The 21,474-nt window shown below is 54.9% G+C and carries 23 protein-coding genes, 2 tRNA genes and 4 rRNA genes; 7 read left to right on the top strand and 22 right to left on the bottom strand.

All coding sequences use genetic code 11. The annotated features are described in order from the left end of the window. The first annotated feature begins 2 nt into the window (after positions 1-2). Positions 3-761, top strand: a complete 759-nt coding sequence (locus LB453_RS04210) for an amino acid ABC transporter ATP-binding protein (RefSeq protein WP_103794456.1) — start codon at positions 3-5, stop codon at positions 759-761. Positions 762-877: 116 nt separating this feature from the next. Here the strand turns inward: LB453_RS04210 and rrf (LB453_RS04205) are convergent. The 6 genes from rrf (LB453_RS04205) to LB453_RS04180 form a co-directional block, all read right to left on the bottom strand. Then, a 5S ribosomal RNA gene (gene rrf, locus LB453_RS04205) occupies positions 878-993 on the bottom strand. Positions 994-1,025: 32 nt separating this feature from the next. Then, positions 1,026-1,101, bottom strand: a tRNA-Thr gene (locus LB453_RS04200). A gap of 15 nt (positions 1,102-1,116) precedes the next feature. Continuing rightward, a 5S ribosomal RNA gene (rrf, locus tag LB453_RS04195) occupies positions 1,117-1,232 on the bottom strand. 92 nt (positions 1,233-1,324) lie between these two features. Beyond that, positions 1,325-4,230, bottom strand: a 23S ribosomal RNA gene (locus LB453_RS04190). 212 nt (positions 4,231-4,442) lie between these two features. Further along, a tRNA-Glu gene (locus tag LB453_RS04185) sits at positions 4,443-4,517 on the bottom strand. A gap of 89 nt (positions 4,518-4,606) precedes the next feature. After that, a 16S ribosomal RNA gene (locus LB453_RS04180) occupies positions 4,607-6,148 on the bottom strand. Together the 16S, 23S and 5S rRNA genes with 2 tRNA genes alongside form the textbook arrangement of a ribosomal RNA operon. Before the next feature lie 491 nt (positions 6,149-6,639). Between LB453_RS04180 and LB453_RS04175 the strand changes: the two genes are divergently transcribed. Then, on the top strand, positions 6,640-7,191 hold the full coding sequence (locus LB453_RS04175; protein ID WP_103797648.1) for a gamma carbonic anhydrase family protein: 552 nt from the start codon (positions 6,640-6,642) through the stop codon (positions 7,189-7,191). Here the strand turns inward: LB453_RS04175 and LB453_RS04170 are convergent. The 6 genes from LB453_RS04170 to dprA are packed head-to-tail and all read right to left on the bottom strand — an operon-like array spanning position 7,158 to position 10,954. Next, the gene (locus LB453_RS04170) at positions 7,158-7,415 is read right to left on the bottom strand and encodes a DUF1488 domain-containing protein (RefSeq protein WP_103797649.1); all 258 of its coding nucleotides are present in this window, start codon (positions 7,413-7,415) and stop codon (positions 7,158-7,160) included. The genes LB453_RS04175 and LB453_RS04170 overlap by 34 nt on opposite strands. Then, positions 7,412-8,230, bottom strand: a complete 819-nt coding sequence (aroE, locus tag LB453_RS04165) for a shikimate dehydrogenase (protein WP_103797650.1) — start codon at positions 8,228-8,230, stop codon at positions 7,412-7,414. Before aroE ends, LB453_RS04170 begins: the two co-directional genes overlap by 4 nt. 3 nt (positions 8,231-8,233) lie before the next feature. Beyond that, positions 8,234-8,806: an L-threonylcarbamoyladenylate synthase type 1 TsaC gene (gene tsaC / locus LB453_RS04160; RefSeq protein WP_103797651.1), complete on the bottom strand. Its 573-nt coding sequence runs from the start codon at positions 8,804-8,806 to the stop codon at positions 8,234-8,236. 9 nt (positions 8,807-8,815) lie between these two features. After that, positions 8,816-9,361, bottom strand: coding sequence for a type I DNA topoisomerase (locus LB453_RS04155; RefSeq protein ID WP_103797652.1), 546 nt, complete (start codon positions 9,359-9,361; stop codon positions 8,816-8,818). A gap of 23 nt (positions 9,362-9,384) precedes the next feature. Further along, positions 9,385-9,858, bottom strand: a complete 474-nt coding sequence (smg, locus tag LB453_RS04150; RefSeq protein ID WP_033752918.1) for a DUF494 family protein Smg — start codon at positions 9,856-9,858, stop codon at positions 9,385-9,387. Further along, on the bottom strand, positions 9,830-10,954 hold the full coding sequence (gene dprA / locus LB453_RS04145; protein ID WP_103797653.1) for a DNA-protecting protein DprA: 1,125 nt from the start codon (positions 10,952-10,954) through the stop codon (positions 9,830-9,832). The genes smg and dprA overlap by 29 nt, the downstream gene beginning before the upstream one ends. A 115-nt stretch (positions 10,955-11,069) precedes the next feature. Between dprA and def the strand changes: the two genes are divergently transcribed. From def to mscL, 5 genes are all read left to right on the top strand, one after another. Continuing rightward, positions 11,070-11,582, top strand: a complete 513-nt coding sequence (def, locus tag LB453_RS04140) for a peptide deformylase (protein ID WP_103797654.1) — start codon at positions 11,070-11,072, stop codon at positions 11,580-11,582. Between the two features lie 20 nt (positions 11,583-11,602). Then, on the top strand, positions 11,603-12,547 hold the full coding sequence (gene fmt, locus LB453_RS04135) for a methionyl-tRNA formyltransferase (RefSeq protein ID WP_103797655.1): 945 nt from the start codon (positions 11,603-11,605) through the stop codon (positions 12,545-12,547). Between the two features lie 47 nt (positions 12,548-12,594). Then, on the top strand, positions 12,595-13,887 hold the full coding sequence (gene rsmB / locus LB453_RS04130) for a 16S rRNA (cytosine(967)-C(5))-methyltransferase RsmB (RefSeq protein WP_103797656.1): 1,293 nt from the start codon (positions 12,595-12,597) through the stop codon (positions 13,885-13,887). A 19-nt stretch (positions 13,888-13,906) separates the two neighbouring features. Then, positions 13,907-15,283, top strand: coding sequence for a Trk system potassium transporter TrkA (gene trkA / locus LB453_RS04125; protein WP_103797657.1), 1,377 nt, complete (start codon positions 13,907-13,909; stop codon positions 15,281-15,283). Between the two features lie 99 nt (positions 15,284-15,382). Further along, a complete protein-coding gene (gene mscL / locus LB453_RS04120) occupies positions 15,383-15,793 on the top strand; it encodes a large-conductance mechanosensitive channel protein MscL (RefSeq protein WP_033792399.1) in 411 nt (136 codons plus the stop codon). 26 nt (positions 15,794-15,819) lie between these two features. Here mscL and LB453_RS04115 read toward each other — a convergent pair whose 3' ends face one another. From LB453_RS04115 to secY, 10 genes are all read right to left on the bottom strand, one after another. Next, on the bottom strand, positions 15,820-16,026 hold the full coding sequence (locus tag LB453_RS04115; protein ID WP_103797658.1) for an alternative ribosome-rescue factor A: 207 nt from the start codon (positions 16,024-16,026) through the stop codon (positions 15,820-15,822). Between the two features lie 50 nt (positions 16,027-16,076). Further along, on the bottom strand, positions 16,077-16,514 hold the full coding sequence (gene zntR / locus LB453_RS04110; RefSeq protein WP_103797659.1) for a Zn(2+)-responsive transcriptional regulator: 438 nt from the start codon (positions 16,512-16,514) through the stop codon (positions 16,077-16,079). After that, the gene (locus LB453_RS04105) at positions 16,514-16,885 is read right to left on the bottom strand and encodes a DUF1992 domain-containing protein (protein WP_103797660.1); all 372 of its coding nucleotides are present in this window, start codon (positions 16,883-16,885) and stop codon (positions 16,514-16,516) included. The genes zntR and LB453_RS04105 overlap by 1 nt, the downstream gene beginning before the upstream one ends. A gap of 99 nt (positions 16,886-16,984) precedes the next feature. Then, complete coding sequence (gene rplQ / locus LB453_RS04100) at positions 16,985-17,371, bottom strand: 50S ribosomal protein L17 (protein WP_003850180.1); 387 nt, start codon at positions 17,369-17,371, stop codon at positions 16,985-16,987. 40 nt (positions 17,372-17,411) lie between these two features. Continuing rightward, on the bottom strand, positions 17,412-18,401 hold the full coding sequence (locus LB453_RS04095; RefSeq protein WP_003850179.1) for a DNA-directed RNA polymerase subunit alpha: 990 nt from the start codon (positions 18,399-18,401) through the stop codon (positions 17,412-17,414). 25 nt (positions 18,402-18,426) lie between these two features. Then, the gene (rpsD, locus tag LB453_RS04090; RefSeq protein WP_103797661.1) at positions 18,427-19,047 is read right to left on the bottom strand and encodes a 30S ribosomal protein S4; all 621 of its coding nucleotides are present in this window, start codon (positions 19,045-19,047) and stop codon (positions 18,427-18,429) included. A 32-nt stretch (positions 19,048-19,079) separates the two neighbouring features. Next, positions 19,080-19,469, bottom strand: a complete 390-nt coding sequence (gene rpsK / locus LB453_RS04085; RefSeq protein WP_004160563.1) for a 30S ribosomal protein S11 — start codon at positions 19,467-19,469, stop codon at positions 19,080-19,082. Between the two features lie 16 nt (positions 19,470-19,485). Further along, positions 19,486-19,842 (bottom strand): 30S ribosomal protein S13, encoded by a 357-nt coding sequence (gene rpsM, locus LB453_RS04080; RefSeq protein WP_033752934.1) that lies wholly within the window; start codon positions 19,840-19,842, stop codon positions 19,486-19,488. Between the two features lie 146 nt (positions 19,843-19,988). Further along, positions 19,989-20,105 carry a 50S ribosomal protein L36 gene (gene rpmJ / locus LB453_RS04075; RefSeq protein WP_004160566.1) on the bottom strand — a complete coding sequence of 39 codons (117 nt, stop codon included), beginning with the start codon at positions 20,103-20,105 and terminating at the stop codon, positions 19,989-19,991. Positions 20,106-20,137: 32 nt separating this feature from the next. Beyond that, positions 20,138-21,469 carry a preprotein translocase subunit SecY gene (gene secY / locus LB453_RS04070; protein WP_224481601.1) on the bottom strand — a complete coding sequence of 444 codons (1,332 nt, stop codon included), beginning with the start codon at positions 21,467-21,469 and terminating at the stop codon, positions 20,138-20,140. Positions 21,470-21,474 lie beyond the last annotated feature (5 nt).

Genomic DNA, 21,474 nt, shown 5'->3' with positions numbered 1-21,474 from the left:
CCATGACACAAAATTTGCACCACGATTCAGCGTTGATGATTTCGCTCGAGAACGTGAATAAATGGTACGGACAGTTTCATGTCCTGAAGAACATTAACCTGCAGGTGAAGCCGCGCGAACGCATCGTGCTGTGCGGCCCTTCTGGTTCTGGTAAGTCCACAACGATTCGCTGCATCAACCATCTGGAAGAGCATCAGCAAGGACGCATCGTGGTCGACGGCATCCATCTTAATGATGATGTGCGTAACATCGAGCGCGTGCGCACCGAAGTAGGTATGGTGTTTCAGCACTTCAATCTTTTTCCACATCTGACGGTGCTGCAGAACTGCACGCTGGCCCCTGTCTGGGTGCGCAAGACGGCGAAAAAAGAGGCAGAGGAGCTGGCGATGCACTATCTCGAACGCGTGCGCATCGCAGAGCATGCGCATAAGTTTCCGGGCCAGCTCTCCGGCGGACAGCAGCAGCGCGTGGCGATTGCGCGTTCGCTCTGTATGAAACCGAAAATTATGCTGTTCGACGAGCCGACCTCAGCGCTGGATCCAGAGATGGTTAAAGAGGTGCTGGATACTATGATTGGGCTGGCGGAAGATGGAATGACGATGCTGTGCGTGACCCATGAGATGGGCTTTGCACGTACCGTGGCCGATCGCGTGATCTTCATGGATCGCGGCGAGATCGTGGAGATGGCGCCACCGGAAACCTTCTTCTCGAACCCGACATCTGAACGTACGCGCGCGTTTTTGTCGCAGGTTATCCATTAACGCTGAACAGAGCACAACGCCCCGGACAGGTTCCGGGGTTTTTTATCGGCGGAAAAGGTAAAGCGCAGAAAAGAAAAAAGCCCTTTGCTTATGCAAAGGGCTTTTTCTTGTTTGATGCCTGGCAGTTCCCTACTCTCGCATGGGGAGACCCCACACTACCATCGGCGCTACGGCGTTTCACTTCTGAGTTCGGCATGGGGTCAGGTGGGACCGCCGCGCTAAAGCCGCCAGGCAAATTCTTTATACGCCGAACTATTGTGTAACTGGTGCTGATACCCAGAGTCGAACTGGGGACCTCACCCTTACCAAGGGTGCGCTCTACCAACTGAGCCATATCAGCACACTGTATTTGGATGCCTGGCAGTTCCCTACTCTCGCATGGGGAGACCCCACACTACCATCGGCGCTACGGCGTTTCACTTCTGAGTTCGGCATGGGGTCAGGTGGGACCGCCGCGCTAAGGCCGCCAGGCAAATTCTGTTTCCGCGCCGCCCGCAGGGCCGCGCAGATATATCCGGTACAAGCTGAAAATCTCGCGTCTCACAAAACGCCTCTGGCGTTGTAAGGTTAAGCCTCACGGGTCATTAGTACCGGTTAGCTCAACGCATCGCTGCGCTTACACACCCGGCCTATCAACGTCGTCGTCTTCAACGTCCCTTCAGGACCCTCAAGGGGTCAGGGAAAACTCATCTCGGGGCAAGTTTCGTGCTTAGATGCTTTCAGCACTTATCTCTTCCGCACTTAGCTACCGGGCAGTGCCATTGGCATGACAACCCGAACACCAGCGGTGCGTTCACTCCGGTCCTCTCGTACTAGGAGCAACCCCCCTCAGTTTTCCAGCGCCCACGGCAGATAGGGACCGAACTGTCTCACGACGTTCTAAACCCAGCTCGCGTACCACTTTAAACGGCGAACAGCCGTACCCTTGGGACCTACTTCAGCCCCAGGATGTGATGAGCCGACATCGAGGTGCCAAACACCGCCGTCGATATGAACTCTTGGGCGGTATCAGCCTGTTATCCCCGGAGTACCTTTTATCCGTTGAGCGATGGCCCTTCCATTCAGAACCACCGGATCACTATGACCTGCTTTCGCACCTGCTCGAGCCGTCACTCTCGCAGTCAAGCTGGCTTATGCCATTGCACTAACCTCCTGATGTCCGACCAGGATTAGCCAACCTTCGTGCTCCTCCGTTACGCTTTGGGAGGAGACCGCCCCAGTCAAACTACCCACCAGACACTGTCCGCAGCCCGGGTAACGGGCCTACGTTAGAACACCAGCCATTAAAGGGTGGTATTTCAAGGACGGCTCCACGCAGACTGGCGTCCACGCTTCAAAGCCTCCCACCTATCCTACACATCAAGGACCAGTGTTCAGTGTCAAGCTGTAGTAAAGGTTCACGGGGTCTTTCCGTCTTGCCGCGGGTACACTGCATCTTCACAGCGATTTCAATTTCACTGAGTCTCGGGTGGAGACAGCCTGGCCATCATTACGCCATTCGTGCAGGTCGGAACTTACCCGACAAGGAATTTCGCTACCTTAGGACCGTTATAGTTACGGCCGCCGTTTACCGGGGCTTCGATCAAGAGCTTCTCCTTACGGATAACCCCATCAATTAACCTTCCGGCACCGGGCAGGCGTCACACCGTATACGTCCACTTTCGTGTTTGCACAGTGCTGTGTTTTTAATAAACAGTTGCAGCCAGCTGGTATCTTCGACTGGCCTCAGCTCCGGGAGCAAGTCCCTTCACCTACGCGCCAGCGTGCCTTCTCCCGAAGTTACGGCACCATTTTGCCTAGTTCCTTCACCCGAGTTCTCTCAAGCGCCTTGGTATTCTCTACCTGACCACCTGTGTCGGTTTGGGGTACGATTTCGTGTTGCCTGATGCTTAGAGGCTTTTCCTGGAAGCAGGGCATTTGTTACTTCAGCACCGTAGTGCCTCGTCGTCACGCCTCAGTGTAAAGTGAACCGGATTTGCCTGGAACACACACCTACACGCTTAAACCGGGACAACCGTCGCCCGGCCAACATAGCCTTCTCCGTCCCCCCTTCGCAGCAACACCAAGTACAGGAATATTAACCTGTTTCCCATCGACTACGCTTTTCAGCCTCGCCTTAGGGGTCGACTCACCCTGCCCCGATTAACGTTGGACAGGAACCCTTGGTCTTCCGGCGAGCGGGCTTTTCACCCGCTTTATCGTTACTTATGTCAGCATTCGCACTTCTGATACCTCCAGCATGCCTCACAGCACACCTTCGACGGCTTACAGAACGCTCCCCTACCCAACAACGCATACGCGTCGCTGCCGCAGCTTCGGTGCATGGTTTAGCCCCGTTACATCTTCCGCGCAGGCCGACTCGACCAGTGAGCTATTACGCTTTCTTTAAATGATGGCTGCTTCTAAGCCAACATCCTGGCTGTCTGGGCCTTCCCACATCGTTTCCCACTTAACCATGACTTTGGGACCTTAGCTGGCGGTCTGGGTTGTTTCCCTCTTCACGACGGACGTTAGCACCCGCCGTGTGTCTCCCGTGATAACATTCTCCGGTATTCGCAGTTTGCATCGGGTTGGTAAGCCGGGATGGCCCCCTAGCCGAAACAGTGCTCTACCCCCGGAGATGAGTTCACGAGGCGCTACCTAAATAGCTTTCGGGGAGAACCAGCTATCTCCCGGTTTGATTGGCCTTTCACCCCCAGCCACAGGTCATCCGCTAATTTTTCAACATTAGTCGGTTCGGTCCTCCAGTTAGTGTTACCCAACCTTCAACCTGCCCATGGCTAGATCACCGGGTTTCGGGTCTATACCCTGCAACTTAACGCCCAGTTAAGACTCGGTTTCCCTGCGGCTCCCCTATACGGTTAACCTTGCTACAGAATATAAGTCGCTGACCCATTATACAAAAGGTACGCAGTCACCCCATAAAGAGGCTCCCACTGCTTGTACGTACACGGTTTCAGGTTCTGTTTCACTCCCCTCGCCGGGGTTCTTTTCGCCTTTCCCTCACGGTACTGGTTCACTATCGGTCAGTCAGGAGTATTTAGCCTTGGAGGATGGTCCCCCCATATTCAGACAGGATACCACGTGTCCCGCCCTACTCTTCGAGTTCACAGCATGTGTGCTTTCGTGTACGGGAGTGTCACCCTGTACCCTGCGACTTTCCAGACGCTTCCACTAGCACACAAGCTGATTCAGACTCTGGGCTGCTCCCCGTTCGCTCGCCGCTACTGGGGGAATCTCGGTTGATTTCTTTTCCTCGGGGTACTTAGATGTTTCAGTTCCCCCGGTTCGCCTCGCAACACTATGTATTCATGTTGCGATAGTGTGTCGAAACACACTGGGTTTCCCCATTCGGACATCGCCGGCTGTAGCGGTTCATATCACCTTGCCGGCGCTTTTCGCAGATTAGCACGTCCTTCATCGCCTCTGACTGCCAGGGCATCCACCGTGTACGCTTAGTCGCTTAACCTCACAACCCACAGGCGTCTTGCGACGTCGCGGATGTGATTATTGAGAGACTCGAACGCGCTGCCTTTCATTCCTGTTTACGGGGAATGAACGCAGGGCGTCGTTTCAATTTTCAGCTTGTTCCGGATTGTTAAAGAGCAATATCTCAAACTCGACGTTGCCGTCAGTTTTGAGATATTTCGTGGAGACACCTTTCACCTGTCACCAAGCAAGTGGCGTCCCCTAGGGGATTCGAACCCCTGTTGCCGCCGTGAAAGGGCGGAGTCCTAACCGCTAGACGAAGGGGACACGAATACGCGTCACGACTTCGCAGCCGTCTTGCTCATTACTTTCTATCAGACAATCTGTGTGAGCACTTCGAAGGCAGTATCTTCAGGTAAGGAGGTGATCCAACCGCAGGTTCCCCTACGGTTACCTTGTTACGACTTCACCCCAGTCATGAATCACAAAGTGGTAAGCGCCCTCCCGAAGGTTAAGCTACCTACTTCTTTTGCAACCCACTCCCATGGTGTGACGGGCGGTGTGTACAAGGCCCGGGAACGTATTCACCGTGGCATTCTGATCCACGATTACTAGCGATTCCGACTTCACGGAGTCGAGTTGCAGACTCCGATCCGGACTACGACGCACTTTATGAGGTCCGCTTGCTCTCGCGAGGTCGCTTCTCTTTGTATGCGCCATTGTAGCACGTGTGTAGCCCTACTCGTAAGGGCCATGATGACTTGACGTCATCCCCACCTTCCTCCGGTTTATCACCGGCAGTCTCCTTTGAGTTCCCGACCGAATCGCTGGCAACAAAGGATAAGGGTTGCGCTCGTTGCGGGACTTAACCCAACATTTCACAACACGAGCTGACGACAGCCATGCAGCACCTGTCTCACGGTTCCCGAAGGCACTAAGGCATCTCTGCCGAATTCCGTGGATGTCAAGAGTAGGTAAGGTTCTTCGCGTTGCATCGAATTAAACCACATGCTCCACCGCTTGTGCGGGCCCCCGTCAATTCATTTGAGTTTTAACCTTGCGGCCGTACTCCCCAGGCGGTCGACTTAACGCGTTAGCTCCGGAAGCCACTTCTCAAGGAAACAGCCTCCAAGTCGACATCGTTTACGGCGTGGACTACCAGGGTATCTAATCCTGTTTGCTCCCCACGCTTTCGCACCTGAGCGTCAGTCTTTGTCCAGGGGGCCGCCTTCGCCACCGGTATTCCTCCAGATCTCTACGCATTTCACCGCTACACCTGGAATTCTACCCCCCTCTACAAGACTCTAGCCTGCCAGTTTCGAATGCAGTTCCCAGGTTAAGCCCGGGGATTTCACATCCGACTTGACAGACCGCCTGCGTGCGCTTTACGCCCAGTAATTCCGATTAACGCTTGCACCCTCCGTATTACCGCGGCTGCTGGCACGGAGTTAGCCGGTGCTTCTTCTGCGGGTAACGTCAATCGACGCGGTTATTAACCACATCGCCTTCCTCCCCGCTGAAAGTACTTTACAACCCGAAGGCCTTCTTCATACACGCGGCATGGCTGCATCAGGCTTGCGCCCATTGTGCAATATTCCCCACTGCTGCCTCCCGTAGGAGTCTGGACCGTGTCTCAGTTCCAGTGTGGCTGGTCATCCTCTCAGACCAGCTAGGGATCGTCGCCTAGGTGAGCCGTTACCCCACCTACTAGCTAATCCCATCTGGGCACATCCGATGGTGTGAGGCCCGAAGGTCCCCCACTTTGGTCTTGCGACGTTATGCGGTATTAGCTACCGTTTCCAGTAGTTATCCCCCTCCATCGGGCAGTTTCCCAGACATTACTCACCCGTCCGCCACTCGTCACCCGAGGAGCAAGCTCCTCTGTGCTACCGTTCGACTTGCATGTGTTAGGCCTGCCGCCAGCGTTCAATCTGAGCCATGATCAAACTCTTCAATTTAAGTTTGATTTGCTTAAACAAGTTAAGCGGTGCTCATCTGTAAAACGTCATAATGAATGTCATTATGTGTCCACTCGTGAGGCTTGATATTTTTTAAGCCCGAAGGCTTTTGATATCTGCTCTCGAGTGCCCACACAGATTGTCTGATAAATTGTTAAAGAGCGGTGCAGTCAGCGGCGGAGCCTGCTGCTGCGAGGTGGCGTATATTACGCTACTCTCCTTCGGAGTCAACCACTTTTTTTCAGTGATTTCATCCGGCGACCCGGTTAACCGGCTCTCCTGAACACCGCATTCCGTAAGCCGTCGTGCCGTGTCAGTGGAGGCGCATTATAGGGATCCGATTTTATTGCACAACCCTTTTTTCGATCTTTTTTTCCGTATGGCGATAAAACACACTTATTGAAGAGATCTTCAACGATCGCAGGCCTTTTACGCTTGTCTGGCCCCGCGATCCGCTCCAGTCTGTAGCCGAATCTATAAGGAGAAAGCAGATGTCAGCTCTACGACGTTATAAAGAGAGTTATCCGCAGTGTGGGCAGCGCGTCATGGTTGACGCCTCTAGCGTAGTGGTTGGAGACGTTACGCTAGGAGACGATGCCAGCATCTGGCCGCTGGTCGCGATACGCGGCGACGTGAATCAGGTACGCATCGGCGCGCGCACCAACATACAGGATGGCAGCGTGCTGCACGTAACCCATAAGTCCGCCAGCAACCCGCAGGGATTTCCTCTGACCATTGGCGCGGACGTAACCGTCGGCCATAAAGCGATGCTGCACGCCTGCACTATCGGCGATCGCGTACTGGTGGGGATGGGATCAATCGTGCTGGACGGCGCCATTATTGAAGATGATGTGATGATTGGCGCTGGCAGCCTGGTGCCGCCGGGCAAGCGCCTGGAGAGCGGCTACCTTTATCTGGGTAGCCCGGTCAGGCAGGTGCGCCCGCTAAGCGAGCAGGAGATTGCGGGCCTACTTTACTCCGCCAACAACTATGTTCGCTGGAAGGATGACTATCTGGCAGAGGCGAGCCAGACCCACTCCTGATCGTCAAATGCCTGATTAGCAATGGCCGCTTCCGCCTCATCTTCCAAATCCCAGCGATGCGCGGTAAATAAGGCCATTGCTTCTCCCTGACCGAAGCGCTGTGAAAGGGCTTCGGCAGAGATCGCGCAGGTCAGCATCATGCCGTTAACCAGCGCCGGAAAGCAGACGGCTGCTTTATCCGCGTTCCACTCTTCGCGATCGGGAAACTGAATCGCCTGATTCATGGCTGCATCGCCTGTTTAAGCTGTGCGATAACGGGGGCGATCTCCGGCAGGACGCCGTGCCACAGCTGAAATGCGTGCGCGGCCTGCCCCACCAGCATGCCCAGACCATCGGCGCGCTGCTGCGCGCCATGCTGCTCGCACCAGTGCAAAAACGGCGTCGCGCCCGCCTGATAAAACATGTCGTAGCAGCGTACCTGCGCATCAATCAGCGAAGCTGGCAGCGGCGGCACTTCGCCGCTTACGCCGCTCGAGGTCGCATTCACGATAAGATTGAAGGTCCGTCCGGTCATCTGATCAAAGCGGCAGGCGTCGATCTCGCCGCTCTGGCGGAAAAGCTGCGCCAGCTCCTCCGCACGAGCCTGGGTACGATTAACAATCGTCACCGCGCAGCCGGCGGAAAGCAGCGGCAGAATGACGCCGCGCGCCGCGCCGCCAGCCCCCACCAGCAAAATGCGATCGCCCGGGCGGATCAACGCAAGACGTTCCAGATCGCTCAGCAAACCAATACCGTCGGTATTGTCGCCCAGGATCCGCCCGTCGCTGCGCTTTTTCAGGGTATTAACAGCGCCGGAGAGCGCCGCTCGCTCACTCAGCTCGTCGGCAAACTCGCAGGCCTGCTGCTTAAAAGGCAGCGTGACGTTCGCGCCGCGTCCGCCATGGGCGAAAAAGGCAGCGATAGTCTCGGGAAACGCTTCAAGCGGCGCGCAGACCCGGCCATAACGATGCGCAATCCCGGTCTGCTCCGCAAACGCCTGGTGGATCAAAGGCGATTTACTGTGGCTGATGGGATTGCCGAATACCGCAAACTGATCCATGAATTAGCCCTGACGAATAAGATTGCCGGTTAAAACATCGCGAATTTCCGACGGATTCTGTCGGCCGCCGGTTTCGCCCACCAGTACGGGAAAGGCAGAGCCAAATTGCGCCCTGACCGCTTCGACCGTGCGACAAGGCGCTTCGCCCGACAGGTTAGCGCTGGTCGATACCAGCGGCTTGCCGAAGGCGCGGCACAGGGCCTGTACGTCTGGATGATCGCTTACGCGGATGGCCAGCGAATCGAAACGCCCCGTCAGCCAGCGCGGCGTTTGCGGCGTGGCAGGCACAACAAAGGTTACCGGGCCCGGCCAGTGAGCGAACATGCGTTCGCGCTGCTCGACGGACAGCTCACGGTCGGAGATATAGGGTTCAAGCTGAGCATAATCGGCGGCGATGAGGATCAATCCTTTCTCAACGGGACGCTGTTTTAATGCCAGCAGCGCCATGACGGCGCTTTCGCTGTCTGGGTCGCAGCCCAGACCAAATACGGCTTCGGTTGGATAAGCAATAACGGCCTGCTGGCGCAGCTGCTTGACGCAGGCATCCAGCGAACCGGAAAAAGTGTGGTTTTGCATGATATTGTCTTAATTCTCTGATGCGGCGGCCTTGCCGCAACTTTTACTGGCGCAAAAGCGTTTAACGCCCTGCGCGGTTTTCTTCTCTACCAGCAGCGGAAAAGCGCAGTGCGGGCATATGCCTGCGACTGGCGTTGCATTGACGGCGAACTGGCAGGCCGGATAGCGGTTACAGGCGTGGAAAGTCTTGCCGTAACGCGAACGACGCTGTACCAGTTTGCCTTCCAGACACTGCGGGCAGGCAATAAGGGTTTCATCCGGTTTATCTATCGCTTCGCTATAGTCGCATTCGGGATAGTGGCTACAGCCGATGAACATGCCGTAGCGTCCCTGACGCAACGCTTTATCTGCGCCGCACTGCGGGCAGGCGTGCCCTTCGAGCACCTTGACGATATGACCGTCAGCCTGATTTTTTAGCGGCCGGATATAGTCGCAGGCTGGATAGTTTGAGCAGCCTAAAAAGGCGCCGTGTTTACCGCTGCGGATAACGAGATCTGCCCCGCAGGCGGGGCAGGGATCCTGTTTACGCACGGTGAAGAGTGCTGATTTGCTCATAACGATGGCTGCATAACCGATAATTAATGCAGCATGCCTTCATTGACGTCGAATAACAGTTCTTCCATTTGCTGATAGGCGTTTTCGCATCCCGGAAGATTGAACAACACCATCAGCACCACCCATTTGAGATCTTCCAGATCGAACTCGAGCGTATCGAGCGCCATGACTCGTTCGATGACCATTTCACGCGTTTCCATATTGAGCACCTGAATTTGCTCAAGGAACAGCAGGAAACCACGACATTCGGCATCTAAACGCTGGCCTTCTTCTTCCGTGTAGATGCGCATTGAAAGCGGATCGTTGGCTAACAGAATCGGATCGACTAAACCTTCCTGATAATCTGCCAGCTTTTCTAACCAGTTCAACGCATTGTAGATATCTTCACGATGAAAACCGGCATCGGTTAAGTCATCAGTTAATGTATCCTGATCAACCTGCATTTCTGCTTCGTTGTGGATATATGTCTCAAACAAGTACATTAGTACGTCGAACATGGCATGCCCTCCTCAATCGGACATAGCCGCCGGGTACAGCTGCGATCCATCCTGCTAACTCCAGCTCCAGCAGTTGGGCTGCAATCACTGGCACAGGTTGGCCGGCACGTTCAGCGACGACGTCAACAGGTGTAACCTCATCACCTACGTTAGCCAACACCTCAGCAAATGGCAATGCCACATCACCGCTGTCCTCAGAATATATTACTTCCGGCTGTGTAAAAGGTAGCCAGTTAAGCGCAGCGCGAAGATCTTCTACGATGTCGCCGGGTTGGGCCACCAGCAGCGCGCCCTGCTGAATAAGCCAGTGGGTGCCTTCGCTGCCGGGGTTGCCCAGCGCGCCCGGCAAGGCGTAGACATTACGATTCTGCTCCAGCGCATAGCGCGCGGTTACCAGCGAACCGCTTTTAAGCGTCGCCTCCACCACCAGCACGCCGCGGCTTAGCCCGCTAATAATGCGGTTACGTCGCGGAAAGTTAAGCGCATGCGGCGGCGTGGCCAGTGAAAACTCGGAAACCAGGGCGCCGCCTTTTTCCACGATCTCCTCCGCCAGCGCACCATGATGTTTTGGATAGAGATGCTGCAGGCCACTGCCCAGTACCGCTACGGTTTTCCCCTGCACCGCCAGCGCCGCGCGGTGCGCGATGCCGTCTATGCCGCGCGCCAGTCCGCTGGTAATGGTCAGGTCACTCAGCGCCAGCTGCTGGCTAAACCATTCGCCCCACCGCCGCCCGTAGTGCGAACAGTTACGGCTACCCACCACCGCCAGCTGCATGGAAGAGAGCAAGGCGGGCTCGCCTTTTATATAGAGCAGCGGCGGGAAGCGGTGGATCTCACGTAATGCGGCGGGATAGGCGCTATCCAGGGCCGTGATCAGGTGGTGGGCGTCGCTGGCCGCAAGCCACGCCTCGGTCGCGGCTATCTGACGCGCAGGAAGATGAGAAAACTGATGAATCTGCTGCTCACTCAGGCCGGCCGACCTCAATAGCTGCGGCGCATCGTCACCTGCATCGAGCGCCTCCGCTATGTCTAGCCAGCGTTTTCCGGTCAGTCCGGTTACGGCGGCAAGCCGCAAATAGCGCTCGATATTTCCCATGTTCGCTCCCTGCTTTAGGCACCGCTTCCTGCGGGTGAATGCTGTCAATCAGGCCTCAAAAAGTCTACAATATGAAGCAATAATCTTTTTTAATCGCATACAGATCTGGATATTTATGTCAGTTTTGCAGGTATTACATTTCCCTGACGATCGTCTCCGCAAAATCGCGGCGCCGGTGAAAGAAGTTAACGCTGAAGTTCAGCGCATCGTCGACGATATGTTTGAAACTATGTACGCCGAAGAGGGTATCGGCCTGGCGGCAACGCAGGTGGATATTCATCGTCGCATCATCGTCATCGACGTGTCGGAAAATCGCGACGAACGTCTGGTTTTGATTAACCCGGAGCTGCTGGAGAAAAGCGGCGAAACCGGTATTGAAGAGGGCTGCCTCTCTATTCCTGAGCAGCGCGCTTTCGTTCCGCGTGCCGAACGCGTGAAAGTGCGCGCGCTGGATCGCGAAGGCAACAGTTTCGAACTGGAAACCGACGGCCTGCTCGCTATCTGCATTCAGCATGAGATCGATCACCTCGACGGCAAACTGTTTATTGATTACCTGTCGCCACTCAAGCGTCAGCGCATTAAGCAAAAGCTGGAAAAACTGGCGCGCCAGAACGCGCGTCCTTCCTGACGTTCAAAGAAGAGATAACCGTGTCTGCTCCGCTGAAAATCATCTTCGCTGGCACACCTGATTTTGCAGCGCGTCATCTCGACGCGCTGCTCGCTTCTGAGCATCAGGTCGTTGGCGTCTTTACCCAACCCGATCGCCCCGCTGGCCGCGGCAATAAGCTGACGCCCAGCCCGGTGAAAACGCTGGCGCAATCTCGCGACATTCCTGTCTTTCAGCCAAAATCGCTGCGTCCCGCCGAGAATCAGCAGCTGGTCGCCGACTTAGAAGCGGATGTGATGGTGGTTGTCGCCTACGGGCTTATTCTGCCGCAGGCGGTGCTGGCAATGCCGCGTCTCGGCTGCATCAACGTACATGGCTCGCTGCTGCCACGCTGGCGCGGCGCGGCGCCTATCCAGCGCGCGCTCTGGGCTGGCGACAGCGAAACCGGCGTGACCATCATGCAGATGGATGTTGGCCTGGATACCGGCGATATGCTGTATAAGCTGAGCTGCCCGATTACCGCGCAGGACACCAGCGCCACGCTGTATGACAAGCTGGCGCAGCTCGGCCCGCAGGGACTGCTGGAAACGCTGTCTCAGCTGGCGGACGGCCGCACGCAGCCGGAGAAGCAGGATGACGCGCAGGCTAACTATGCCGAAAAGCTTAGCAAAGAGGAGGCCCGCCTTGACTGGCAGCTCTCCGCCGCTCAGCTGGAGCGCGCTATTCGCGCCTTTAATCCCTGGCCGGTCAGCTATTTCCTGATTGAAGATCAGCCGGTGAAGGTGTGGCAGGCCAGCGTGCTGCCCCACGTCGCGAAACAGCCGGGCGAAATCCTTGCCGCCGACAAGCACGGCATTCAGGTCGCTACCGCTGAAGGCGTATTGAATCTTCAGCTGCTGCAACCCGCCGGTAAAAAAGCGATGTCGGCACAGGATCTGCTGAACTCGCGTCGCGAGTGGTTCACGTCAGGCCGCGTCTTAGCCTGACTCCAGCCCGGCTCTGTCCGGGCTTTTTGTTTAATGACGTAACGCGAATGACTAAATCAACGAATCTGCGAAGCCTTGCCGCCCAACTTATTGAGCGTGTTATTGATAAGGGCGAATCGCTCAGCGCGGTGCTGCCTGCCGCGCAGAAAAAAGTGGCCGATAAAGATGGCGCGCTGCTGCAGGAGCTCTGCTTCGGCGTGCTGCGCACGCTGCCGCAGCTCGAAGCCGTTATCGGCAAACTGATGGCGCGCCCGTTAGGCGGCAAACAGCGCGTACTGCACTATCTCATTATGGTTGGCATCTACCAGCTGCTCTATACCCGCGTACCTGCTCACGCTGCGCTGGCGGAAACCGTCGCCGGCGCTGAAGTGCTGAAGCGCGCCAACCTCAAGGGTTTAATTAACGGCGTGCTGCGTCAGTTTCAGCGTCAGCAGGCGGAGCTGATGGCAGAGGTCGATCAGGCGCCGCAGCGCTATCTGCATCCAGGCTGGCTGCTGCAAAGACTGCAAAAGGCGTGGCCGGAAAACTGGCAGCCGATCGTCGAGGCCAATAACCAGCGCCCGCCGATGTGGCTACGCGTTAATCGCCAGCATCACAGCCGCGATAGCTGGCTGGCACTGCTGGCTGACAGCGGAAAAGTGGCCGTGCCTGATGAGACAGCTCCTGACGCGCTGCGGCTTGAGGCACCTGCGCCGGTCGGCCAGCTGCCAGGCTTCGCAGAGGGCTGGGTTACGGTTCAGGATCTTTCCGCCCAGCGCTGCGCCCTGCTGCTGGCGCCTGAAGATGACGAAGATATCCTCGATCTCTGCGCCGCGCCAGGCGGCAAAACCACGCATATTCTTGAAATAGCGCCCAGGGCGCGGGTATTGGCGGTCGATGTCGACGCGCAACGTCTGACGCGCGTTAAAGAGAACCTGCAGCGCCTTAATATGCAGGCAGAGGTCAAACAGGGCGACGGACGTACCCCAGCGGCATGGTGTGGCGAGCGTCAGTTCGATCGTATTTTGCTGGACGCCCCCTGCTCCGCCACCGGCGTTATTCGCCGTCATCCCGATATCAAGTGGCTGCGTCGCGACCGGGACATTGCCGAGCTGGCTACGCTGCAGCGCGAAATTCTCGATGCGGTATGGCCGCATTTGAAACCGGGCGGCGTCCTGCTGTATGCCACCTGTTCCGTGCTGCCGGATGAGAACGACGCGCAGATCGCCGCCTTTTTATCGCGCCACGCCGATGCGCGCGCCGAAGCCTTGCCGGGCGGCAAGACAAGCGGGCTGCAGGTCTTTCCGACCATCGACGGCGGAGACGGTTTTTTCTACGCTAAGCTGATAAAAGCGCACTAACAGAAGAGCACGAGACGCAATGAAAATTATTATTCTGGGCGCCGGCCAGGTTGGCGGCACGCTGGCGGAGAACCTGGTCGGCGAGAACAATGACATAACGGTGGTTGATACCGATCCTGACCGCTTACGTCAGCTGCAGGATAAGTTTGATTTGCGCGTCGTTCAGGGGCACGGGTCACATCCGCGTATTTTGCGCGAAGCCGGCGCGGAAGATGCCGATATGTTAGTGGCGGTTACCAGCTCCGACGAAACCAATATGGTGGCGTGCCAGATAGCCTATTCGCTGTTTAACACGCCTAACCGCATCGCGCGTATTCGCGCGGCGGATTATCTGCGCGACGCTGAGAAGCTGTTTATTCCCGAAGCGGTACCTATTGATCATCTAATTTCACCCGAACAGTTAGTGATCGAAAATATCTACCGGTTGATCCAGTACCCTGGCGCGCTGCAGGTGGTCAATTTTGCTGAGGGCCTGGTTAGCCTCGCCGTGGTTAAAGCCTATTATGGCGGTCCGCTGGTAGGCAATCCGCTCTCTATTCTGCGCGAGCACATGCCACATATCGATACCCGCGTCGCCGCTATTTTCCGTCAGGACCGCCCTATTCGTCCGCAGGGCTCAACCATCGTCGAAGCGGGCGATGAGGTCTTCTTTATTGCCGCCAGCAAGAATATCCGCGCGGTGATGAGTGAAATGCAGCGGCTGGAAAGACCCTATAAGCGCATTATGCTGGTAGGCGGGGGCAATATCGGTTTCGGCCTGGCGCAGCGGCTGGAGAAAAATTACAGCGTGAAGCTGATTGAGCGCAATCCGCGCCGCGCCGCCGAGCTGGCGGAGCAGCTGCAGGACACCATCGTTTTTTACGGCGACGCGTCGGATCAAGAGCTGCTGGCGGAAGAGCATGTCGATCAGGTCGATCTTTTTATTGCGGTCACCAACGACGACGAAGCCAATATCATGTCGGCAATGCTGGCGAAAAAGATGGGCGCAAAAAAAGTGATGGTGCTGATCCAGCGTCGCGCCTATGTCGATCTGGTTCAGGGCAGCGTGATCGATATTGCGATCTCGCCTCAGCAGGCAACGATCTCTGCGCTGCTGGGCCACGTGCGCAAGGCGGATATTGTAGGCGTCTCCTCTTTACGACGCGGCATCGCTGAGGCGATCGAAGCGATCGCCCACGGCGATGAAACTACCTCGCGCGTGGTCGGCCGCATGATCAACGACATTAAATTGCCGCCGGGTACGCTTATCGGCGCGATAGTGCGCGGCGAGGATGTGCTTATCGCCAAAGACAACCTGCGCATTGAACAAGGCGATCACGTCATTATGTTCCTGACCGACAAAAAATTTGTGCCTGACGTTGAGCGTTTATTCCAGCCGAGCCCATTCTTCCTGTAAGCGCGGCCGCGGCGCAATAGCAACAATTGCCGCCGCTTAGATGGCAATTGCCGTAAGGTTTGTTAGACTTTAGCGATTGGCAAGGGAAAGGAGATAAGTATGAGTTTTTTCAAAGAGTTTCGTGATTTTGCAATGCGCGGTAACGTGGTCGATCTCGCCGTCGGTGTGATTATTGGTGCCGCCTTTGGCAAAATCGTCTCTTCACTGGTGGCGAATATTATCATGCCGCCGCTGGGACTGCTTATCGGCGGCGTTGATTTCAAACAGTTCAAGTGGGTGCTAAAACCTGCTGAAGGCGCTACCCCGCCGGTCATTATGGAATATGGCGTATTTATTCAGTCAGTATTCGACTTCATCATTGTGGCTTTCGCTATCTTTGTCGCCATCAAGCTGATGAATAAGCTGCACAAGAAGAAAGAAGTTGAAAAACCGGTAGCGAAACCCTCTAACGAAGAGGTGCTGCTGAGTGAAATTCGAGATTTGCTGAAGCAGCAGAACGGCAAAATCTAAACCTGGCCGCCCATGAGGCGGCTTTTTTATGCCCAGAAAGCAGAAGGCCAGTGATAAGCGCTTTTCTTATCACTGGCCTCCCAACCGCCACGTTTTGCATGTTTGTCTTTACGCCGATAGCTGCCTTTGCCTTTTTGCTTCGCTTCGACGCGCTGGCGAAACAGCGGATCGTGTAATAAAGCCTGGATTGCGTTATCGCGGATCTCGCCTTTTGTATGCTGATATTTACTCATCACTGTCTCCTGATTTCAACCGCATAAATATAGGCCCTTTTGCGCAAAATTCAATCCCGCCGGTGCGCATGTTCAGGCCGGGGTTCCGTCCCTTTCTCAAGCGCTTCAAGAATTGAGCAGCAGTCGCTGCTGTGGGCAGCGCCGCAGCAGGCGTCGGATAAGCGCTGCAGCGAGCGCTGCACATGTTGCAGTTCGCTGATAAGGGTATTCACTTCATTCAGACGCGCCTGAACAATCGCCTTTGACTCCTCGCAGGTATGATGCGCGGGATCGACGCGGATCGAGAGAAGATCGCGTATAGCGTCCAGCCCAAAACCCATCTGCCGACCGACGCGAATGAACTTAAGCCGCTGAAGATCGCTGTCGCTGTAGAGGCGAAAGCCGCCTTCAGTTCGGATCTCGTGCCCCATCATTTGTTGTTTCTCATAGAAACGGATGGTGTCGACGGTAACGTTGGCCAGTTTGGCCAGCTGTCCGATACGGTACACTACTCCTCCTTAAGCAGACGTCCACGGATCGCTTCGCCGTAGGCGCCCTGCAAAAAAGCGGTGCTCATTCCCGCCTGGCGCAGCTGAAGCTCAAGCACAAGCAGGCGTTTGCTCTGCTCGCGATAGCGCTGGTCTTCCGGGTCGAGATTGCGCAGCAGGTCGCTGATTTCCAGCGCTTCGCGCCGCATCTCCAGCTCTGGCGGTAAAAAACCGGCGTTTTTCAGCAGTCGGTAGCCGCTGCGTAATTCAGCCGGCACGTTACTGTCGTCATCCAGCTCGAGGGGCGCGCCTTCTCCAGGCAGATTGCTGAGCTCACCCTTTTCCTGCGCCGCGCGAATATGCTGTTCAGCCAGTTGATCAATTAACCACATTAACGCCTCCTGATGTAGCCAGAACAGTGAGCTTAACGGACGGCATAAATTTTAGGCAATAAAAAACCCGCCGAAGCGGGTTTTTTACGATGCTACAGATTACTCTGCGGCAGCTTCTGCTTGAGCTTCTGGACGATCAACCAGCTCGATGTATGCCATCGGAGCGTTGTCACCAGCACGGAAGCCACACTTCAGAATGCGAGTGTAACCACCGGCACGGCTCGCGAAACGCGGGCCCAGCTCGTTAAACAGTTTTGCCACGATCTCGTTATCACGAGTACGGGCGAATGCCAGACGACGATTAGCTACGCTGTCGGTCTTGGCAAGAGTAATCAGCGGCTCAACTACGCGGCGCAGCTCTTTGGCTTTCGGCAGAGTCGTTTTGATGATCTCATGACGAACCAGAGAACCGGCCATGTTGCGGAACATAGCCTGACGATGGCTGCTGTTGCGGTTCAGTTGACGACCACTCTTACGATGGCGCATGACCTTATCCTTCTCAGTGAAACCTTAACCTGTGATCCGGTTATTCATCAGCAATGCTTGCCGGCGGCCAGTTCTCGAGGCGCATGCCCAGAGAAAGACCACGTGAGGCGAGCACATCTTTAATCTCGGTAAGAGATTTTTTACCCAGGTTAGGCGTTTTGAGCAGCTCAACCTCGGTACGCTGTACCAGATCACCGATGTAGTGGATAGCTTCTGCCTTAAGGCAGTTAGCAGAGCGGACAGTCAATTCCAGATCGTCAACAGGGCGCAGCAGGATCGGATCGAATTCTGGTTTCTCTTCCTTCACTTCTGGCTGACGTACATCACGTAAGTCAACAAAAGCTTCCAGTTGTTCTGCCAGGATGGTCGCCGCACGACGAATCGCCTCTTCAGGATCGATTGTGCCGTTGGTTTCCATTTCGATGACCAGCTTGTCCAGGTCGGTGCGCTGTTCTACACGCGCTGCTTCAACATTGTAGGCGATACGGTCTACAGGGCTGTAGCAAGCGTCGACCAACAGGCGGCCGATTGGGCGCTCATCTTCTTCCGAATGAATTCGGGCAGAAGCCGGCACATAACCACGACCACGCTGAACTTTGATACGCATGCTGATAGCGGCGTTCTCATCGGTCAGGTGACAGATCACGTGCTGCGGCTTGACGATTTCGACATCACCGTCATGGGTAATGTCGGCTGCAGTCACAGGGCCAATGCCAGATTTATTCAGGGTCAGAATGACTTCATCTTTACCCTGAACTCTTACCGCCAGCCCTTTCAGGTTGAGCAGGATTTCCAGGATATCTTCCTGTACGCCCTCTTTGGTGCTGTACTCATGCAGTACACCATCAATTTCAACCTCGGTCACCGCGCAACCCGGCATGGAAGAAAGCAGAATACGGCGCAGTGCGTTACCAAGAGTATGGCCAAAGCCACGCTCTAAAGGCTCAAGGGTCACCTTGGCGTGCGTCGAACTCACTTGCTCGATATCTACCAGGCGCGGTTTTAGAAACTCTGTCACAGAACCCTGCATTGTGTCCTCTCTTTGGTACTAAGCTTTACTTGGAGTAAAGCTCGACGATCAGGTGTTCGTTAATGTCCGCAGACAGATCGGTACGCTCAGGAATACGCTTGAACACACCTTCCATCTTAGTCGCATCAACTTCCAGCCAGGTTGGCTTTTCACGCTGCTCAGCCAGCTCCAGAGCGGCCTTCACGCGAGATTGCTTTTTGGCTTTCTCACGGATGCTTACGACATCATTCGGAGATACCTGATAAGAAGCGATGTTAACAACGCGGCCGTTAACCATTACAGACTTGTGGCTGACCAGCTGGCGTGCTTCTGCACGAGTGGCGCCGAAGCCCATACGGTAAACTACGTTATCCAGACGACCTTCCAGCAGAGCTAACAGGTTTGCACCGGTGTTGCCTTTCAGACGTGCTGCTTCTTTATAGTAGTTGCGGAACTGACGTTCCAGAACGCCGTAGATACGACGAACTTTTTGTTTTTCACGCAACTGGCCGCCGTAATCAGACAGACGCGGTTTACGCGCACCATGCTGACCAGGGGCTTGTTCAATTTTACACTTGGTATCAATCGCGCGAACGCCAGACTTCAGGAAAAGGTCTGTGCCCTCACGACGGCTCAGCTTGAGCTTAGGACCCAAATATCTTGCCATTTTCTTTCTCCAACTATCCTAAAAACGCGGCGTTATACGCGACGTTTTTTCGGCGGACGACAACCGTTGTGAGGGATCGGAGTCACATCAGTAATATTAGTGATGCGGAAACCTGCGGCGTTCAGAGCACGAATAGTTGATTCGCGACCCGGACCCGGACCCTTAACCATAACTTCCAGGTTCTTAATACCGTAATCTTTCACGGCTTCTGCACAGCGCTCTGCAGCGACCTGAGCAGCAAACGGAGTAGATTTACGTGAACCGCGGAAACCGGAACCACCGGCGGTTGCCCAACCCAGTGCGTTACCCTGACGATCGGTAATGGTAACGATGGTGTTGTTAAAAGAAGCATGGACATGAGCCACGCCATCTGAGACTTGCTTTCTTACACGCTTACGTGCACGAACTGGTGCCTTTGCCATTATTTACTCACCCCGATTATTTCTTGATCGGTTTGCGCGGACCCTTACGGGTACGTGCATTGGTCTTAGTACGCTGACCGCGTACTGGCAGACCACGACGATGGCGCAAACCACGGTAGCAACCAAGGTCCATAAGACGCTTGATGCTCAGGGTGATTTCACGGCGCAGATCACCTTCAACAACGAATTTACCAACTGCATCACGCAGCTGATCAATTTGTTCTTCAGACAGCTCACTGATCTTAACATCTTCAGCGATACCCGTTGCAGCACAGATGGCTTTAGAACGGGTCTTGCCGATACCGAAAATCGAAGTTAATGCGATAACGGTGTGTTTATGATCAGGAATGTTAATGCCTGCTATACGGGCCACTATGCACTCCTATAATTAAATAAATGCGCCCCATGCTGAAAAGCCCGTTTTCAGGATACTCAAATGGAAACGCATTGACATACAAAAGATTGGCTGGCTAATCTAGCCAGCTCAACCCGACTTTGCAAGAAAAATATGTGAAAAAATCAGCCCTGGCGCTGTTTATGCTTAGGCTCGGCGCTGCAAATCACACGTACGACACCGTCGCGGCGGATGATTTTGCAGTTACGACATAATTTCTTGACGGAAGCACGAACTTTCATTTTTACTCTCCGTAACTTCTCAAGCGCCTGAATTAACGGCCGTAGCCTTTCAGGTTTGCTTTCTTCAATGCAGACTCGTACTGACTAGACATCATCAGAGTTTGCACTTGAGCCATAAAGTCCATGATGACGACCACTACGATGAGCAGTGATGTACCGCCAAAGTAGAAGGGAACTTTCATCGCATCACGCATGAACTCCGGGATCAGGCAAATAAAAGTAATGTACAGTGCGCCGATTAAGGTCAGACGCGTCATTACTTTATCGATATACTTCGCCGTTTGCTCTCCCGGACGAATTCCCGGTACGAATGCACCAGACTTCTTCAGGTTATCTGCCGTTTCGCGCGGGTTGAAAACCAACGCCGTGTAGAAAAAGCAGAAGAAGATGATTGCAGTCGCATAGAGTAGCACATATAGCGGCTGTCCTGGCTGCAAATACAGCGAAATTGTTGTCAGCCAGTTCCAACCGGTACCGCCCCCGAACCAGGATGCTATCGTCGCGGGGAACAGGATAATGCTGGAAGCAAAAATAGCCGGAATAACACCCGCCATATTCACTTTCAACGGTAAATGTGTGCTCTGTGCAGCGTATACACGACGACCTTGCTGACGTTTCGCATAGTTCACCACAATGCGGCGCTGGCCACGCTCAACGAAAACAACGAAGAAGGTCACTGCAAATACGAGAACTGCAACCAACAGCAACAGGAGGAAGTGCAGGTCGCCTTGCCGCGCTTGCTCGATGGTATGGCCAATGGCCGGCGGAAGACCCGCAACAATACCCGCGAAGATAATGATCGAAATACCGTTACCGATACCTCGTTCAGTAATCTGTTCGCCCAGCCACATCAGGAACATCGTCCCGGTAACCAGACTTACAACAGCGGTAAAGTAGAAGGCAAAGCCTGGATTCAACACCAGGCCCTGCATTCCAGGCATATTCGGTAAACCGGTAGCAATACCGATTGACTGAAATATCGCCAATACCAACGTACCGTAGCGGGTGTACTGGCTAATCTTACGACGGCCAGCCTCCCCTTCTTTCTTAATCTCCGCTAACGCTGGATGAACCACCGTCAGCAGCTGGATAATAATAGAGGCCGAAATATACGGCATAATACCCAGCGCGAAGATTGAAGCACGGCTGAGAGCACCACCAGAGAACATGTTGAACATTTCAATGATGGTGCCACGCTGTTGCTCAAGCAGTTTGGCAAGTACAGCGGCATCAATACCGGGGATTGGAATAAAAGAGCCAATTCGGAAGACAATCAGTGCACCGATTACAAACAGCAGTCTGCGTTTCAGTTCACCAAATCCGCCTTTGGCACTTTGAAAATCTAATTCCGGTTGTTTAGCCATCTGCT

This window comes from Pantoea agglomerans (assembly GCF_020149765.1).
Classification (GTDB): Bacteria; Pseudomonadota; Gammaproteobacteria; order Enterobacterales; family Enterobacteriaceae; genus Pantoea; species Pantoea alvi.
Note: the sequence above shows the minus strand (reverse complement) of the source record. Positions and strands in the feature narration are given on the sequence as shown.

Coding starts and splice junctions, on each gene's coding strand:
- mscL (WP_033792399.1), top strand. CDS start 15,383: ATGAGTTTTTTCAAAGAGTTTCGTGATTTTGCAATGCGCGGTAACGTG.
- rsmB (WP_103797656.1), top strand. CDS start 12,595: ATGACTAAATCAACGAATCTGCGAAGCCTTGCCGCCCAACTTATTGAG.
- dprA (WP_103797653.1), bottom strand. CDS start 10,954: ATGGGAAATATCGAGCGCTATTTGCGGCTTGCCGCCGTAACCGGACTG.
- LB453_RS04210 (WP_103794456.1), top strand. CDS start 3: ATGACACAAAATTTGCACCACGATTCAGCGTTGATGATTTCGCTCGAG.
- LB453_RS04155 (WP_103797652.1), bottom strand. CDS start 9,361: ATGAGCAAATCAGCACTCTTCACCGTGCGTAAACAGGATCCCTGCCCC.
- LB453_RS04095 (WP_003850179.1), bottom strand. CDS start 18,401: ATGCAGGGTTCTGTGACAGAGTTTCTAAAACCGCGCCTGGTAGATATC.
- LB453_RS04175 (WP_103797648.1), top strand. CDS start 6,640: ATGTCAGCTCTACGACGTTATAAAGAGAGTTATCCGCAGTGTGGGCAG.
- LB453_RS04105 (WP_103797660.1), bottom strand. CDS start 16,885: ATGTGGTTAATTGATCAACTGGCTGAACAGCATATTCGCGCGGCGCAG.
- smg (WP_033752918.1), bottom strand. CDS start 9,858: ATGTTCGACGTACTAATGTACTTGTTTGAGACATATATCCACAACGAA.
- secY (WP_224481601.1), bottom strand. CDS start 21,469: ATGGCTAAACAACCGGAATTAGATTTTCAAAGTGCCAAAGGCGGATTT.
- tsaC (WP_103797651.1), bottom strand. CDS start 8,806: ATGCAAAACCACACTTTTTCCGGTTCGCTGGATGCCTGCGTCAAGCAG.
- rpmJ (WP_004160566.1), bottom strand. CDS start 20,105: ATGAAAGTTCGTGCTTCCGTCAAGAAATTATGTCGTAACTGCAAAATC.
- def (WP_103797654.1), top strand. CDS start 11,070: ATGTCAGTTTTGCAGGTATTACATTTCCCTGACGATCGTCTCCGCAAA.
- LB453_RS04115 (WP_103797658.1), bottom strand. CDS start 16,026: ATGAGTAAATATCAGCATACAAAAGGCGAGATCCGCGATAACGCAATC.
- rpsD (WP_103797661.1), bottom strand. CDS start 19,047: ATGGCAAGATATTTGGGTCCTAAGCTCAAGCTGAGCCGTCGTGAGGGC.
- LB453_RS04170 (WP_103797649.1), bottom strand. CDS start 7,415: ATGAATCAGGCGATTCAGTTTCCCGATCGCGAAGAGTGGAACGCGGAT.
- rplQ (WP_003850180.1), bottom strand. CDS start 17,371: ATGCGCCATCGTAAGAGTGGTCGTCAACTGAACCGCAACAGCAGCCAT.
- trkA (WP_103797657.1), top strand. CDS start 13,907: ATGAAAATTATTATTCTGGGCGCCGGCCAGGTTGGCGGCACGCTGGCG.
- aroE (WP_103797650.1), bottom strand. CDS start 8,230: ATGGATCAGTTTGCGGTATTCGGCAATCCCATCAGCCACAGTAAATCG.
- rpsK (WP_004160563.1), bottom strand. CDS start 19,469: ATGGCAAAGGCACCAGTTCGTGCACGTAAGCGTGTAAGAAAGCAAGTC.